The organism is Rothia sp. HMSC069C04, from assembly GCF_001812895.1.
GTDB lineage: Bacteria > Actinomycetota > Actinomycetes > Actinomycetales > Micrococcaceae > Rothia.
In genome coordinates this window covers 166819-183133 of the sequence record NZ_KV810762.1, presented here as the reverse complement: position 1 = coordinate 183133, position 16315 = coordinate 166819, and the positions used below count along the sequence as shown (strand labels likewise).

The window sequence follows — 16315 nt, the reverse complement described above, 5'->3', positions numbered from 1 at the left end:
GTGGGTGGTGCCGTCCATTTGGTAGTCGAGGCGGCCTCAACTCTGGCGCGGTGCGGGTTTCGCGTTACACTTGGAGGGTTAAGTTTTTATCAACCTGTCTTTATTTAAGGAATCGCTGTGTCTGCTCAGGTAGAGACCGAACGCAACGAAAATGCGTACGACTTCCGCGCTATGGAAGCCAAGTGGCGCCCCTACTGGGACGAAACGAAGGTTTTCCAGCCCACCGGTGACGCCCCCAAGGGCCGCAAGTATGTGCTGGATATGTTCCCGTACCCCTCCGGTGACCTTCACATGGGTCACGCGGAGGCATTCGCTATTGGTGACATGAACGCCCGCTACTTCAAGCAGTGCGGCTACGATGTTCTGCACCCGATTGGCTGGGACTCCTTCGGCCTGCCCGCTGAGAACGCAGCCATTAAGAACGACACTCACCCCAAGGAGTGGACGTACAAGAACATTGAGACTCAGGCTGAGTCCTTCAAGCGCTACGCTATTGCCGCTGACTGGAGCCGCCGCCTGCACACCTCGGACCCCGAGTACTACAAGTGGACTCAGTGGCTGTTCGAGCAGTTCTACAAGAAGGGCCTGGCGTACCGTAAGGACTCCATGGTCAACTGGTGCCCCAAGGACCAGACCGTGCTCGCGAACGAGCAGGTTGTCAACGGTGCGTGTGAGCGTTGCGGTACTACCGTGACTAAGAAGTCGCTGAACCAGTGGTACTTCAAGATCACTGATTACGCACAGCAGCTGCTGGATGACATGGAGCAGCTGGAGGGCAAGTGGCCTGAGCGTGTTTTGCTCATGCAGCGCAACTGGATTGGTCGTTCTGAGGGTGCTGAGGTGCGCTTCGAGATTGAGGCGACCGAGGACCAGCCTGCTGAGTCCTTCACCGTGTTCACCACCCGCCCGGACACCCTGTACGGTGCAACCTTCATCGTGGTTGCTGCGGATGCGGCGTTCGCCGAGCAGATCGTGGCACCCGAGCACAAGGCTGACCTGGAGCAGTACCGCGAAGACATTAAGGCACTGAGCGATATTGACCGCCAGTCCTCTGACCGCGAGAAGACCGGCGTGTTCACCGGCCGCTACGCGATTAACCCGCTGACCGGCGCGAAGCTGCCCGTCTGGGCTTCTGACTACGTGCTCGCCGATTACGGTACCGGCGCGATTATGGCTGTGCCCGCGCACGACCAGCGCGACCTTGAGTTCGCCCTGAAGTTCGACCTGCCCATCGTGAAGGTCCTGGACGTTGAGGGTGCTGAGGACCCGGCTACCAGCGGTGTTGCCGCAGCTGGTGACGGCGTGCTCATCAATTCCGGTGAGCTGACCGGCCTGCCGAAGGCTGAGGCGCTCGCTAAGGCTATTGAGCTGGTTGAGGCTGCCGGCACCGGTGAGGGCAAGGTCATTTACCGTCTGCGTGACTGGCTGCTGTCCCGCCAGCGTTTCTGGGGTACCCCCATCCCCGTGATTCACTGTGAGGATTGTGGCGAGGTTCTGGTGCCTGAGGATCAGCTGCCGGTGCTGCTGCCCGATAACCTGCGCGGTGAGCAGCTGGCTCCTAAGGGCCAGTCGCCTCTTGCGGCTGCCGATGACTGGGCGATTGTGCCTTGCCCCGAGTGTGGCAAGCAGGCTCGCCGTGACTCGGACACCATGGACACCTTCGTGGATTCCTCCTGGTACTTCCTGCGTTACGTTTCCCCGAACTTCGATGAGGGCCCCTTCGACCCGCAGGCTATGAGCGAGTGGGGTGCCGTCGACATGTACGTTGGCGGTGTGGAGCACGCTATTCTGCACCTGCTGTACGCACGCTTCTTCACCAAGGTTGTTCGCGACCTGGGTCTGATCAAGCACGATGAGCCGTTCAAGGCGCTCATGAACCAGGGTCAGGTGCTCAACGGCGGCAAGGCAATGTCCAAGTCGCTGGGTAACGGCGTGAACCTGGGTGAGCAGCTCGACAAGTTCGGTGTGGACGCTATCCGCACCACCATGATTTTCGCGTCCCCGCCCGAGGATGACGTGGACTGGGCGGATGTTTCCCCGTCCGGTTCGCAGAAGTTCCTGGCTCGCGCATGGCGTGTGGCTCAGGACGTCACCAGCGAACCCGGCGTTGACGCAACCACCGGTGACCTGGAGCTGCAGAAGCTGATTGCTCGTACCGTGCACGAGGTTCAGGGCCTGCTGGATAACGGCAAGTTCAACGTGGTTGTTGCTAAGACCATGGAGCTTGTGAACGCTACCCGTAAGGCTATTGACTCCGGTGCTGGTGCGGCTGACCCGGCTGTCCGTAAGGCTGCTGAGACTGTCGCTATTCTGCTGTCTCTGTACGCGCCGTACACCGCTGAGGACATGTGGCACGCTCTCGGCCACGACACCCCGGTTCTGACCGCGGGCTTCCCCGAGGTTGACCCGGCTCTGCTGGTGGATGACACCGTCACCGCTATCGTGCAGATTAAGGGCAAGGTCAAGGCTCGCCTGGAGGTTGCGAAGGATATTTCCGAGCAGGAGCTTCAGGAGCTGGCTCTGGCGGATGCCGCTGTTCAGCGTTCGATTGGTGACGCCGAGATCCGCAAGGTGATTGTGCGTGCGCCTAAGCTCGTGAACATCGTGATCTAAGCTTTTTAGATAAAGAAGTTTCTTAGATAAAGTACAAGCCCCGCTGTGGCTTCGGATCGTTCAATGGAACGAACCCGGAGGCGCGGCGGGGCTTTGCTGTACTGCGGTAGTGATGAGTGCCATAATGTTCAGGGAACGCTAGGAGAGGGTTCGTCATCGAATCACGCACTGACGAACCGGAAGAAGGGCCGGAATATGGAGCGAGAGAACAAAGCAGAGAACCGCATTGCCGTGGTGACCGATAGCGCCGCCGCCCTCGACCCGGAGCTCGTGCAGCGCCTGAGCGCTCGCGGTAATTTTGTACTGGTTCCGATGCCGGTGACTATTCGCACGCCCGGTGAGCCGGATCGTCAGCTGCAGGATTTGACCACCGCCGAGGTGGATGAGGCGATTATGCTCGCGCACGTGATGGGTCAGACGGTGAGCACTTCCGGGCCCGCGCCGGGCGTGTTTGCTGATGTGTATGACGAGTTGGCGTCGCGAGGTTTTACGCATGTGGTATCGGTGCATCTGTCCGGTGAGCTCTCGGGCACGGTGGAGGCGGCACGCACCGGTGCCCGCCTGAGCCGCCTGGGTTCTAAGGGTGTGAGCGTGGTGGATAGCCGCACGGTCGCCGGTGCCTACGGTCATGCGGTGGTGCGCGCCCTGGAGATGCTGAACTCTGCTTCCTCTGATTTTGTTCCGAGCCCTGACCACCCAAGCTCTGACTATCCGACTGCGGCGCAGCTGGTGGACTACATTCAGTCCGTCTGCGAGCAGTCCACGCTCTACTTCTATATCCCGACCCTGGATGCGTTGCGCCGCGGTGGCCGTGTTTCCCCGGCGTTGGCGATGGTGGGGCAGATGTTCCAGATTAAGCCGATTGGCACGATTACCGAGGGCAAGCTGGCGTATGTGGAGCGCCCCCGCACTGCGGCGCGCGCCCTGGAGCGCCTGGTGGAGGTGACCGTGCAGACCTGCCGTGAGCATCAGCATGCGGCGGCGCTCAGCTCCGCTTCAGTGGGTTCTACCGCCGCCGACCCCGCCAGTTCTTCGCTTGCCGCATCCCCGCGCGGTGAGGTGGTTGCGGTGCATCATGTGGGTAATGCGGCGCAGGCGGTGCAGCTGTACGAGCAGGTTCAGCAGATGCTGGGGGAGAGCTCCCTAGTTCATGATGCTGCCGTTTCTTCGGCGCCGGAGTTTTTGGTGAGTGCGTTGCCGCCGGTGCTGTCGGCTCATTCGGGGCTGGGTGCTGTGGCGCTGGTCGTTTATTAGGATTGTGTACTAGCCGCCTTTCCGGCGTGCCCGTGTTGACCCTGTGCTGTGTGCTGCGTGTCCGCGCGGTGTTCCCGTACGATGCGCCGCGGGCGACACGAAACACGACACGAAAACTGTGTGCCGGGAGCGTATTTAACCCGTTTTGAGGCTGTGGTGTGTCTTACGTTGGGCTCGTCTGTTTTCGCGTGAGAAATTGCACTGCGTGCGAGCGCATGGGGCGTCAGTGAAACCCATTCGCAGGTGAAAGGGTATTTTTTACCCTCAGATTTTGCCTTGATATGGCGCGGTTTTTAGTAAATGTGCGTTTCATGTGTGTTTATGTTGCCGTGACCGTATCGCAACATTTTCTAGGGGCGAACACAACGCAAACCAACAGAAAACAACGGGTTTTTGTCGGTTTTTATGGCGCAACTCACAAAAATTTCTCGATACAACACACCAAAACACACACAAACTAGGGTAGGATTATTACCAACAACGGCGGAACGCACCGGGCAACATAGAGCACGGACGAATCCGACTAAACCAGAGCCTGCAAGGCATCGGATTTGTACACCGCCACCAACGCACTGACAAGGAGATACTCCAGTGACTGTACGCGTAGCAATCAACGGCTTCGGCCGCATCGGCCGCACCTTCTTCCGCGCAGCTCAGACCGAGGGCGTCGGCTTCGAGATCGTCGCAATCAACGACCTCACCGATGTTGAGACCCTGGCACACCTGCTCAAGTACGACTCCATCATGGGTCGCTTCAACGCAGAGGTTGAGGTCAAGGAAGGCGCGCTGGTTGTTGACGGCAAGGAAATCAAGATCCTCGCTGAGCGTGACCCCCAGAACCTCCCCTGGAAGGACCTGGGCGTTGACGTAGTCCTCGAGTCCACCGGTTTCTTCACCGAAGGCAGCAAGGCAAAGGCACACATCGAGGCTGGCGCTAAGAAGGTTATCCTCTCCGCTCCCGGTAAGAACATCGACGGCACCTTCGTCATGGGTGTGAACGACGACCAGTACGATGCAGCTAACCACCACATCGTCTCCAACGCATCCTGCACCACCAACTGCCTCGCTCCGATGGCTAAGGTCCTGAACGACGCATTCGGCATCAAGCAGGGTCTGATGACCACCATCCACGCATACACCGCTGACCAGCGTCTGCAGGATGCTCCCCACCGCGACCTGCGCCGTGCACGCGCAGCAGCTGTGAACATGGTCCCCACCTCCACCGGTGCAGCAGCAGCTGTTGGCCTGGTTCTGCCCGAGCTGAAGGGTAAGCTGGACGGCTTCGCAGTCCGCGTTCCCACCATCACCGGCTCCATCACCGACCTGACCTTCACCGCTGAGCGCGAGGTCACCGTTGAGGAAGTCAACGCAGCAGTCAAGGCAGCAGCTGAGGGCCCCATGAAGGGCATCATCAAGTACAACGAGGATCCCATCGTGTCCAAGGACATCGAGGGTGAGCCCATCTCCACCGTCTTCGACGCACCGCTGACCAAGGTCATCGGCGACCAGGTGAAGGTTATCGCTTGGTACGACAACGAGTACGGCTACGTTGCACGCCTCGTGATGTTCACCAACAAGGTTGTGGCATCCCTCTAAGCCCCAATAGGCTTACGACGCTAACCGAGTGTAAGCGTCACCCAGCGTAACTAACGCATAGTGAACCCCGGCACCACCGCATCAAGCGGGGGAGTCGGGGTTTGCTGTACCAAGACCCATGTGTAAGGGCCTTGAATAAAACCCCTAAAAACGTATAAACATACTGTTTTCCGTCGCCCTTTTTGGGTCAAAAATACCGTAAGAAGATAGCTGATAGAGAGTGCGAATATCCGCGATATTCTGCGGAAAAACACCATATAAAAGCTATTTTTTAGGCTGTCAAACACCCTAATGTTCGGTATGATGGAAACGGTATATAAACCCACCTATCCAGGAGGAATTCCTATGGCTAAGGCACTGTCCGAACTGCTCGAAGAAGGCGTCGCAGGCCGCCACGTTCTCGTTCGTTCCGACCTGAACGTACCCCTGAAGGACGGCGTTGTCACCGACGACGGCCGCGTCCGCGCATCCCTGCCCGTCATTGAGAAGCTTGCCAAGGCTGGCGCACGCGTTATCGTGACCGCACACCTGGGCCGCCCCAAGGGCAAGGTTGACCCCCAGTACTCCATCGCACCGGCAGCTGCACGCTTGGCTGAGCTGGCATCCGTGCCCGTGAAGGTTGCAACCGACCTGGTAGGCGAGGACGCAAAGGCTAAGGCAGCAGCCCTGGCTGACGGCGAAGTTCTGGTTGTTGAGAACGTCCGCTACGACGCACGCGAGACCTCCAAGGACGACGCAGAGCGCGGCGAATTCGCTGACGAGCTGGTCGCACTGACCGGTGAGAACGGCGCATACGTGAACGACGCATTCGGTGCAGTTCACCGCAAGCACGCTTCCGTCTACGACGTTGCTAAGCGCCTGCCCGCATACCTGGGTGACCTGGTGAAGAAGGAAGTTGACGTTCTGGCTAAGACCCTGAACGACCCCGAGCGTCCCTTCGTCGTGGTCATGGGTGGCGCTAAGGTTTCCGATAAGCTCGCCGTGATTGACAACCTGATTGGTAAGGCTGACACCATCCTCATTGGTGGCGGTATGGGCTACACCTTCGCATACGCACAGGGCTACGAGGTTGGCCAGTCGCTGCTGGAGAAGGACCAGGTCGACAACGTTCTGCGTTACCTGAAGGAAGCTCCCGAGAAGGGCACCGAGATCATCACCGCAGTGGACGTTGTCTGGTCTGACGCATTCTCCGCTGACGCTAACACCGAGATTCGCCCGATTGAGGACCTGACCGGCGGCAAGCTGGGCGCAGAGGCTGAGGGCCTGGACATTGGCCCCAAGACCCGCGAGATTTTCGCTGAGAAGATCAAGGGTGCAAAGACCATCTTCTGGAACGGCCCCGTTGGCGTGTTCGAGATTGCTCCCTTCGCTGAGGGTACCCGCGCAGTGGCTCAGGCTATCGTCGAGTCTGACTCGTTCTCCATCATTGGTGGTGGCGACTCCGCATCTGCAGTCCGTAACCTGGGCTTCAAGGATGAGCAGTTCGGCCACATCTCCACCGGTGGTGGCGCTTCCCTCGAGTACATTGAGGGTAAGACCCTGCCCGGCCTGGAGGCACTGGGCGCCTAATCTGGGTGCACAGATTTAGTACACGGTTTTAGTGTAAGGAACCCCCGCTGGGGCGGTATTTCGGTACCGTTCCGGCGGGGGTTTCTGCATGCCCGCTCATGCCCGGATAATCCTGCGCGGGCAGGGTGTGGGGCTGTTTCCTGGCTATTTGCTGTGGATTCCCTCGATTCGCCGCCTGTATCCGAGAGGGACAGAGCAGCTTTACTAGACTGGAAATATAGAGGGCCCCGGCGCTCACCGGGCGGTACCCATACGGTTGCCGCGGGGGAGCGAAACAGGGAGCGCACGCACCTCCACAGGCAAACAAATACAGGCAAGCAAATACAGGCGGGCGAAGACGCCCAGGTGCTGAACCCAGCCGCCCGAGCAGTCCAGGACCACCTCGGCAGCTTATGAAAACGGCAACTAGTGAACATCGAATCCAAGGAGGCAAAGAATGACCGTAAACGCTCAAGCGCTCTTTGACGAAAAAGACTACACCGGAACATACCCGTACGTTGCCGATGGCGTGATTGGGCCCTACACACCCGCAAACCGGGACCACCCCGCCTACTCGGCGCCGGCGCCGGGGGTGAGGTACAGGCCGAGGCACTATGCGGCGAGGAACCTGCGCCCCTACCTGGGCTACTACTACGCCTGCCAGAATTACATGATTCTCGCCTCGGAACCTGCGGTTCTGAGAATGGACAATATCAGCGAGGAAATGTTCTTCCCCACCATTCAGGACCTCTACGAAGAAGGTAAAGGCTGGGTCATTACCCCTAACCCCCAGATTCTGACCATGAACCTTTTGGAGGGGCAGCCGCGCCTCATTGACGAGACGCTAAAAATTGTGGAATGGAATGTGCGGTTCGATATTCTTCCCGAAGTTCAGGTGTACCGCAAGGACACAAATCAGGTGTATCCCATCACCGATTTTGATACGCGCGGCCTGATTCGTGACGGCGCAATACACGGGACTCTACGCACACAATTCACGAATGAGTGGAGGCCCGTCCAATTCATCCCAGAAAATAGTTTGAGCTAGGGGAGGGCATCATGACGAATAACTTTGGTGGACCCGGATACGGCGGACCCGGATATAACGAGCAACGAGCGTACATGAGATCTATGCTGTCTCGCGCCAAGTTTATACGGGCTGGCGTGTTCGCCGGTGCCGCCCTCGTCGCGGTGGCTTTTGGCTGGGGTGTCAACCTGCTCAATACGATGAGCTCGGATTCCCAAGCCGATAAGAAGCGGGACCAGGAGTTTGTGAGCCTGGAACCCACGGAGAAGTACGATGAGCTCCGTACCTTGGGGCCTTCCTCCGGGCCGCTCGTCTACACGGCATTCGAGCGTAAGGGCCGCTTCATTCCTGCCACCGAGGCGCAGGCGGCGCAGAACGTGCCATACCCTATCCAGCAGCCCGGAATGGATAACTACGACCGCGCCGGCTTGTACGCATTCGTGGCGTACTTCTTTGCGTCGATGAATTACTTCTACCACACGGGCGACACGGAGCCTCTTTCCAAGGTCACAGACCCCGAAAAGGTGCTACATCCCGAAATTCTTCGCCTGTACAGGGAGAAGCGCGGGTGGGTTATTTCGGCTGATAAGAATGTGCTGAACGCCAACGTTGTTGATGATCTTATCGCCGGTGAAAAGGCTAAAAATACGAGCCGAAATATTCTGGTGAGCACCCTGTACACGACTAAGGCTACGGACCTGGCGTTTTACGTGACTGAGACGGGTGAGAAGCAGGATGTCAACAAATATTTGAGGTATCTGGGGCGTTTCTCGCTGGCTGTGGAGCATCTGCGCGGGCAGTGGGTGATTGTGGTTGACCGTGACGGCTACAGCAACCGCAACACCTACGAGCCGATCTACCCGCGAGGATTCGGGCAGCTGTAGCTACTCTAGATACCCCCGCCGGGCAGTACTTTCGGTACTGTGCTGGTGGGGGTTTCTTGCTGCACTTTTCAGGGGGGCTCTTCGCGGCTGGCTAGGGGAGGTGGAATCCGTCCTGCTGAGTTCGTGTGCAGAGTGTGCGTGTGTTACCTTGAAAGGTGTGTGATTCTCACTGTCACCGAGTGAGGACACACATGCAACGAATGTGAACGAGGATGCTCGTTCACTGTCACATCAACTTCCGGAAGTAAATACACAATGGGTTATGTCCACGCTAATACTGAAGCTGTTCCTTTTGATTTTGAGAGCGCCGAGGCTCTCAAAACACATTTGACGCATCTAACTCAAGTAATCGAGCATCAGCTCCCTGCCCGCTATGGCGCCGACGGTACTTGTGGTGCCGCTCAGCTCGCTCTGGAGGGGTTCACCGGTGGCTATGCACGAGTGTATAGGGCAAAGCTTGCTTCGTCATTTGCGCTGTTGCGCGAGTTTAAGGAATGCTTTAGCAACGCAGCTCGTAATATGGAGACTTATATCAAAGCTGCCCGGGAGGAAGAGCGTATTCGTCGAGAGATTACTGAATGGGAGGAACTCAAAAGGCGTAAGCAACATGCAATCCATGAGAGGCAGACCACTCCTTGGTATCAATATAACTATAAGAGTAATTCTGACTACAAACTGGAGATCCCTCCTCGTCCTATACCATCCAGTCCCCCGCATTTTGAGGTCTACACTCCACGACCTGTAGCTGACCCCTTCACTGGTGCTCAGGGTAACTCAGTTTCTTCGGGAGTTTCTCAAAGCGCTCTCGGACAGTTTGCCGAGGCAAACTCTTCTGCACAGGGTACTCAGCATTTGAATACCCAGATTGCGCTTGCTTCTGATGGATCTACGGTTTCTATCATTCCGCACAATGCGTATCAGCATCGTCAGGTCACTCTTTCTATGAATGCTGAACTTGACCAGGTGCAGCTTCGCGTAGCGTCCACCTATGCTCAGTTCCGTTCGAATACTTCGTGGGGAACTTTTAACGCTGATTCTTTGATTGCTGCGTTGCACACCTGGATTGAAGATGTGTATGAAGATGCTACCTGGCTAGGAAAAGTTGCTCAGGTAATGCTTGATGCTGCAACTTATGGCAATCTCACTAGTGCTTCGGTGGAGGGTTCTGTTGATCTTTCCGGGCCTGGGGCAAAGGCTCAAGTTAGCCTCGACATGAACCTTCTGAATGAGCTGATGCATGATGATATTCCCATGCATCACCTACTGCAGGTTCCTGGCATGAGCATTACCGGTGTAAATATCTCATCCGGCTACGCAAATGACCCCGTCAACGTTGCAACCGGTAACTTCATTGAAAGTGAAGTTGACCTTCGCTCTCATGTAAACCCTGTGTTGCGTCTTGAGCGCACCTACAACAGTGTTCTCGCTGCCCTCCCGAATACCCCTCACGGTGCTTTTGGCAAGGGCTGGTCAAGCATGCTGGATAGCCGACTTGAGCAAAACTCCGATAGCATCTCATGGCACACTGCCGACGGTCGTGAACTCGTCTTTGAACGTGATACGAACTCGGCTAGCGGGTATGCACGAACTCCCAACGCCCCCTACTGGCTGGAGAAGGTATCCGAGTCTGCTCTAGACGCGGCACCTACGTATAATGTGGATTCAGTCTCTGCGCCCTTCGAAGAAGATACCGAAGGACAAGAGGCGCTTTATCGCGCCCTATACTCTGCTGTGAATAAAGCGGTCAAGTCCGCCCATCGTCTACTGCCGTCATCCTTTGAAGTAACGGAATCGTCTGAACCCAGTTACTACTGGTCTGTTACTAACCATTCTGGTAGCCGTTATTTCTATGCTCCTTCGGGTGAATTGGTTGCTTTCATGGAGGGGCACCCCAGCTCAGCTATAGTTGCTCTTTACAACCGTGGCCCAAAGGCTAATGCTGATGGGGAATCCGTAGTTCAGCGACCGATCGCTTTGATTCAGCCTCTTAGCGCGCAGGGCATTGTTGTCAGCTATGACGCCCAGGGTTTTGTATCTGCTGCGTCTCTGAATAACTTCAATGAAGGTTCCTTTGAAAAACATTCATCAGGACAGGTCGAAAGCCAGCTGAACGATGCGCGCTATATTTACAATTCTGCTGGCGTACTTTGTGAAGTTCAGCGACCTGATGGTACCCGCCGTTATGAACAGACGGAGGATAACCTTATCCACCGTGTCTGGAATGAAACGGGATATTGCGAGGTTGAGAATAGCTATGACGCTGACGGTCGCATCGTAGCCCAGAAGACCGAGCATGGTCGAAATATTAGCTACCGCTATGAGCACGGTCTGATGACCGTGATTGAAGATTCCGAAACCGGTGAGCACGCTAATATTTGGCGTTCGAATGAACACGGTCAGCTTGTTTCCCTCGTGGCTGGTGACGGAAGCCGCCAGTCCATGCGATACAACTCCTACGGTTACCGTACCTATATCTGCGAGCGTGACGGATCTGTGACGCATCGTAGCTATGATGAACGTGCTCGCCTTGTCTCGGAGAATACTCCGGAAGGTGCGGTCCACCGTTATACGTGGGATGAGTACGACCGTATGCTTGCCCACCGAATTATGAATAAGGATCGGCGTGCAGGCATCCTTGCTGAAACACGCTATACCTACTCCCAGAATCCGCTGGACCCTAACCCCCTGACTATTACCCGTAACGGAGGCAATACAACTTATCTTGAATGGGACAACGCCGGTCATTGCACCGCCGTCACTGATGAATCAGGATCCAAACAGCACTTTACCTACAATGACTGTGGACAGCTTCTGAGCTCCACGGACTCTAGTGGTGCGCAAACGCAGTACTCGTATGATGCTGCTGGCAACCTGCGCTCAGTAACTAATCCTCTCGGAGATACCCAGTATTTTGAGTGGGATGCGAGCGGGCGCCTCAGCGCAGTGACCGATGCTATAGGTGCTCGTTGGGGTTTGTCTTATGAAGAGGCAGCTCAGAATGCTACGCCGACCTCCGAGCAACACTTGACAGCGCTGACCGACCCTGAAGGTAACATCACTACTTTTGAATACTCAGCTGGTCACCTAAGTGCTGTGGTTGACCCTATGGGTAACCGAACCAGTGTTGAACGCGACACCTGGGGCAACGTTGTCTCCATGACTGATGCCACAGGAGCCCAGACCCATTATGAATACGACGAACTCTCGCAGCTCGTCGCTATCGTTGACCCCTGCGGGGCTCGTACCGAATACGAATATTCTCTAACTGGCGACCTGAGCCGCATTGTGGACGCTACTGGTGTAGCTTTGAGCATTACCCACTCGCGCTCTCACGGTGAGTATTCAATGCGAGTTGAGGGCGCGCCTGGTAACTACGCCGTTGTAACCGATGCCCTGGGACGAGTTGTCTCTGCATCAAATTCTCTGATGAATATGGTGCCGGGTCTGGGTCCCGCTGGATCTTTGCGCTCTAACTCTTCTCTTGCGGGGCTTGCTTCAGCAGGTAAGCAGCCTTCTGAGCGTCCTGCGGGTCCTTGGGCGTCGTGGAGCTTGGTGCAGCCGGAACTTCGTGTTCCCACTATTTTGGGTTCCCGCGATAACGTATCGCGAGGCGATAGCGCCCTTACTGCTGCTCATCTTCCGTCTGTTATTACGATGTTTGAGAACCGTCAGGATATGGCGGTTCTCTTTGGGGTGCCCGTTCCTAAGCTGAACATGCCGGATGCCTCTATCCTTCTCAACTCTTCATCTGATAGCTCTGCGCAGGCTGGATATAACACTCACGGTCAGATTGCTCAGATTAGCTCTGCCGATGGCGGGGCAATTAGCTTCGAGTACGATGCTCAGGGACGTATGAGTCGTAGCATCAGTGTAGCTGGTCGAGAGACTTTCTTTGAATATGACGCGGCAGGCCGTTGTACCAGCCAGAAAACCCTCAAGAAAACGACCGAGCTCGATACTGATGAGGGTTACCTGGAGACTATCTTTACGTACGATCTCGCAGGTCGTTTGTTAGAGAAGACCATTCGGGATTCTGCAGATACTTCAGCTACCCCGTCGCGCCTTGTACAGTACACCTACGATGCTGCTGGCCGACGCATTAAAGAAGATACGGGGGAGAAGGTCACCTGCTACAGCTACACTTCACGTGGACTTATTGCACGTATTGAAGATAGTGTTGAAGGTACTCGTTCTTTCTCATACGATGCGGCAGGTCGCCTTGTGAGCGTTGATGACGCTTTGGGTGGTACCTCCCGCTGTGAGTATGATGCGCTCGCACGTCCTCTGCGCTGGATTACGCCTGCGGGTATCGTAACGAGCTATGAATGGGACGCGGCAGGACGTCTTCTGCGTGAAGAACGTTCGGGTACAAGTTTTACGGTTGAAAGTGCGGCAGACTCTCTCGTACGTACTTTCTCTTACGATGCTGCAGGCCGTCTTCTGACGATGAACGATGGCGAACGTATCCGTTCGTTTGAGTATGATTACGCTCGCGGGGGTGTGCTCCGTTCGGTCACTGTTGATGGTGAACTTCAGGGAACTTTTGAATATTCCTTGATGAATGGACGTGGCTCTCAGCAGGGCACGTTGAAGGTTTCGGTAAATGATGCAAAGGCAGAGCATATCTATGAGTACTCTGCATCTGGCAGGTTGCTGAGCCGTACTCGCGTACCCCATGGTGATATGAACATGAAGCGCATCTCAAGTACGGTGTCTATTGCTGATCACACCACGGGTATTCTTCGCGCCCCGGACGCGAGCCAGCGTACTCTCCATGCCTTGCAAGCGTTTAAGCAGCGTGGTGAGTACACGCTGAACTATACCTACGATGCTGATGGCGTTCTGGTAATGAGTAGCAACCCGTACGGTTCAGTTCGCTGGATACGTGACGGCGCAGGTCGAGTGCGCCACGCCCAGTCTAAGGATGTCTTTGCTCGTACCAGGGAGATGGAATTTACCCATGCTCCGTGTGGTGCCCTAACTTCGGCGTGTACAGATGACACTTATACCGTGTGGGAACTCGATCCTGTTAAGCATGTTCCCGTGGAGTACAAGGTAGAGCGTACCGGTACCCATGAGTTGGGAACTGGTAGTGCACCTGTAAGTACGTTTGTTGCTCATGTGGAACGTAACGCTTCTTCTCAGGTTGCTGTCTGCACTCTTGAAGGTGCAGAAAATAAGCCTGAGGCACACACTATGAAGTATCGTTATGATGCTTCGGGTGCTCTCATCTCTGTATCGGATGGTGTTCAGGAGCGAACCTGGACCTACGAAAACGGCATGATGGTCGCCGAGGCATTGTATAAGCATAATTGTGAGCAGGGAAATAACGCCCTGCTGCTGGAACGCGCCTTCAGCCATAATTCAATTGGTCTGCTCAGCGCTGTTTCTGAGGTGCAGTATGGTGCAGGTGGTACTGCCCAGAATCGTTCTCGAACTGAGTATTTCTATAACGCTGCCGGTGAGCGCGTCCGTGAGGTGACCACGGACGAGCTGACTGGACAGCGCCGTGAACGTACCCTTGGCTGGGATGTTATGGGGCAGGTGAATGCTATTCGCCAGGGCGGTGAAGAATGGTCACTGCACCATGACATGACTGGTGAGCTTGCCTCCGTGCATCCTAGCACTACGGTGGATGTCTCCGGTTCGTCTATGCCTTTGATGTGGGACGCTGTTTCATCTGTACCTATGGTGCTGGGTGTGGGCGGAATGAGTGCTGGTTCTGTGCTGGAGAAGATCTCTTCTGCGGAGGAACTGGGCTATGGCTTGGGCTGGTCTATGTCTTCTAATCCGTGGGAAAGTGATGTAGTTACTGTTCCTACTGTTCCCGGCCTTGGCATGGTTAGTGCTGGTCCGGCAGCTTCCTCAGTCAATATTGTTGGCCTTGATTTTATGGGTTTCCGTGTAGCTGATGCTGGCGTGCGCCGTTTTGTGTCCACCGATGCTTTGAGCTCGGTGCCGGGTATTGTACATGGCATTGATGTAAATTCGTTTGTGGGCTGGAATCCTATTTCTCTAGCTGACCCGTGGGGTTTGCGCCCGATGTCGGTGATAGATTTTAGAGAACATCAAGCATCTGGCTTCAGGCAAAGAAGTGAAGCTAACGCTGCTGGTGCAACAGGACTAAGAGATCTGGGAAGATTTTTCTTTTTTGGTCCTCTCGTATTTGGCTCAGCTGGCGTTTACTTTACTAATAGGGAGGCATGGGACGACACATTCTCCCCTAAAATTGAAGATCTAAATGTCCATAGGCAATATGGCCAGAGTGGCGATATCCCGCCGATTCCGCCCAAAAGTGATTATGAGGTGGCGCAGCGTATGAATTCGGTTAACGACAATCCTCATGTTAAGGAGATGGAAAAATCTGAAGGAGATAAAGGTTATTCTTCTGTTCAGATTGATGTTTATAAAAATAAAAATACAGGTGAGAAAATTGCGTATGTATATATTCCAGGAACAGATTTTGGCGATAAGCAAGGTGAGCTTGGGTCTATTGGAAATAATTTGGGACTAGGGGCAAACACTTCTGATAAACCCATAGATGAACTTTCCCCATATCACCGTATGGTAGAAAATGCAATGCATCAAGCCGATGTTATGGGTGTAGATCAAGTTGTTCTAGTGGGTCACTCCCAGGGTGGTGCTGTGGCATACTCTTTGGCTAACAATAAGGAATTTAATAGTAAGTATAAAGTTTCCAGCGTGGTGACTTATGGCTCGCCTGTTGCGAATCTTGAAAGCCAGAGGGAGGATCTGCAGCATAAATTTAATTATGTTTCAGTTGTTAATGCTCAGGACCCAGTCCCTTCTCTTGCTCCCCAAAATAAGGCAGAAATTAAAGATCCTGCTCAAGAAATACATGTTGTTGAGAGCCCCAACGTTTCTGGTGTGTTGGGTCCTCATGATATGAATGTTTATGTTGATGCTACTAGGAATAATATTTCGAATGGCCATGGTTATGATACTGCGGTGCATCTCGACACAGGGGATTATGTAGCTCTTGAAGATAATCCTAATGAAAGGGGAGGAACGGGGTTGTATACGGGGACGAATACCTCAAAAAGTAATTCGATTACACGTGGAGCATATGAGCTCTATAAGAGCTAAAATTTCTGTTGGTACGATGTGAGGAGGAGAGTTTATATGGAGCCTGTAATAAATCATGTATATGGATCATTCTTTGACGGGAAAGATTACAGGGGTAAGTATGATTTGGGTGAGACTGATATGATTGGGGTTCATGTTCCTGCTAACTATGAGCACCCTGCGTATTCCTCACCCATACCGGGATATGTTTTCTCATACAATCCTATATTTACAGTTCAAATTTTAAAATATTTCTGTGAATACTACTATGGGTGCCAAAACTATATGCTTTTGGCATCCGATTCGC

7 protein-coding genes and 1 pseudogene are annotated in these 16315 nt (G+C 54.8%); all 8 read left to right on the top strand.

What is annotated here, in order from left to right; all coding sequences use genetic code 11:
* Positions 1–111: 111 nt before the first annotated feature.
* The gene (gene leuS, locus HMPREF2879_RS08335) at positions 112–2613 is read left to right on the top strand and encodes a leucine--tRNA ligase (protein WP_371326092.1); all 2502 of its coding nucleotides are present in this window, start codon (positions 112–114) and stop codon (positions 2611–2613) included.
* A 195-nt stretch (positions 2614–2808) separates the two neighbouring features.
* Positions 2809–3867: a DegV family protein gene (locus HMPREF2879_RS08330; protein WP_049353123.1), complete on the top strand. Its 1059-nt coding sequence runs from the start codon at positions 2809–2811 to the stop codon at positions 3865–3867.
* A gap of 591 nt (positions 3868–4458) precedes the next feature.
* Entirely contained in the window at positions 4459–5463 is a 1005-nt protein-coding gene (gap, locus tag HMPREF2879_RS08325) for a type I glyceraldehyde-3-phosphate dehydrogenase (protein WP_005506148.1), read from the top strand.
* A 345-nt stretch (positions 5464–5808) separates the two neighbouring features.
* Positions 5809–7032, top strand: a complete 1224-nt coding sequence (gene pgk / locus HMPREF2879_RS08320) for a phosphoglycerate kinase (RefSeq protein WP_005506145.1) — start codon at positions 5809–5811, stop codon at positions 7030–7032.
* A gap of 436 nt (positions 7033–7468) precedes the next feature.
* On the top strand, positions 7469–8059 hold the full coding sequence (locus HMPREF2879_RS08315) for a DUF6318 family protein (protein ID WP_070506373.1): 591 nt from the start codon (positions 7469–7471) through the stop codon (positions 8057–8059).
* Between the two features lie 74 nt (positions 8060–8133).
* Positions 8134–8922: a DUF6318 family protein gene (locus tag HMPREF2879_RS08310; RefSeq protein ID WP_246822939.1), complete on the top strand. Its 789-nt coding sequence runs from the start codon at positions 8134–8136 to the stop codon at positions 8920–8922.
* 255 nt (positions 8923–9177) lie between these two features.
* Positions 9178–16029, top strand: coding sequence for a DUF6531 domain-containing protein (locus tag HMPREF2879_RS09230; RefSeq protein ID WP_083309644.1), 6852 nt, complete (start codon positions 9178–9180; stop codon positions 16027–16029).
* Positions 16030–16065: 36 nt separating this feature from the next.
* Positions 16066–16315, top strand: a pseudogene (locus HMPREF2879_RS09465) (hypothetical protein); the annotation flags it as partial.

Excerpts from the sequence above, each read along its gene's own strand:
- HMPREF2879_RS08330 (WP_049353123.1), top strand. The coding sequence starts at position 2,809 with ATGGAGCGAGAGAACAAAGCAGAGAACCGCATTGCCGTGGTGACCGAT.
- pgk (WP_005506145.1), top strand. The coding sequence starts at position 5,809 with ATGGCTAAGGCACTGTCCGAACTGCTCGAAGAAGGCGTCGCAGGCCGC.
- HMPREF2879_RS08315 (WP_070506373.1), top strand. The coding sequence starts at position 7,469 with ATGACCGTAAACGCTCAAGCGCTCTTTGACGAAAAAGACTACACCGGA.
- HMPREF2879_RS08310 (WP_246822939.1), top strand. The coding sequence starts at position 8,134 with ATGAGATCTATGCTGTCTCGCGCCAAGTTTATACGGGCTGGCGTGTTC.
- HMPREF2879_RS09230 (WP_083309644.1), top strand. The coding sequence starts at position 9,178 with ATGGGTTATGTCCACGCTAATACTGAAGCTGTTCCTTTTGATTTTGAG.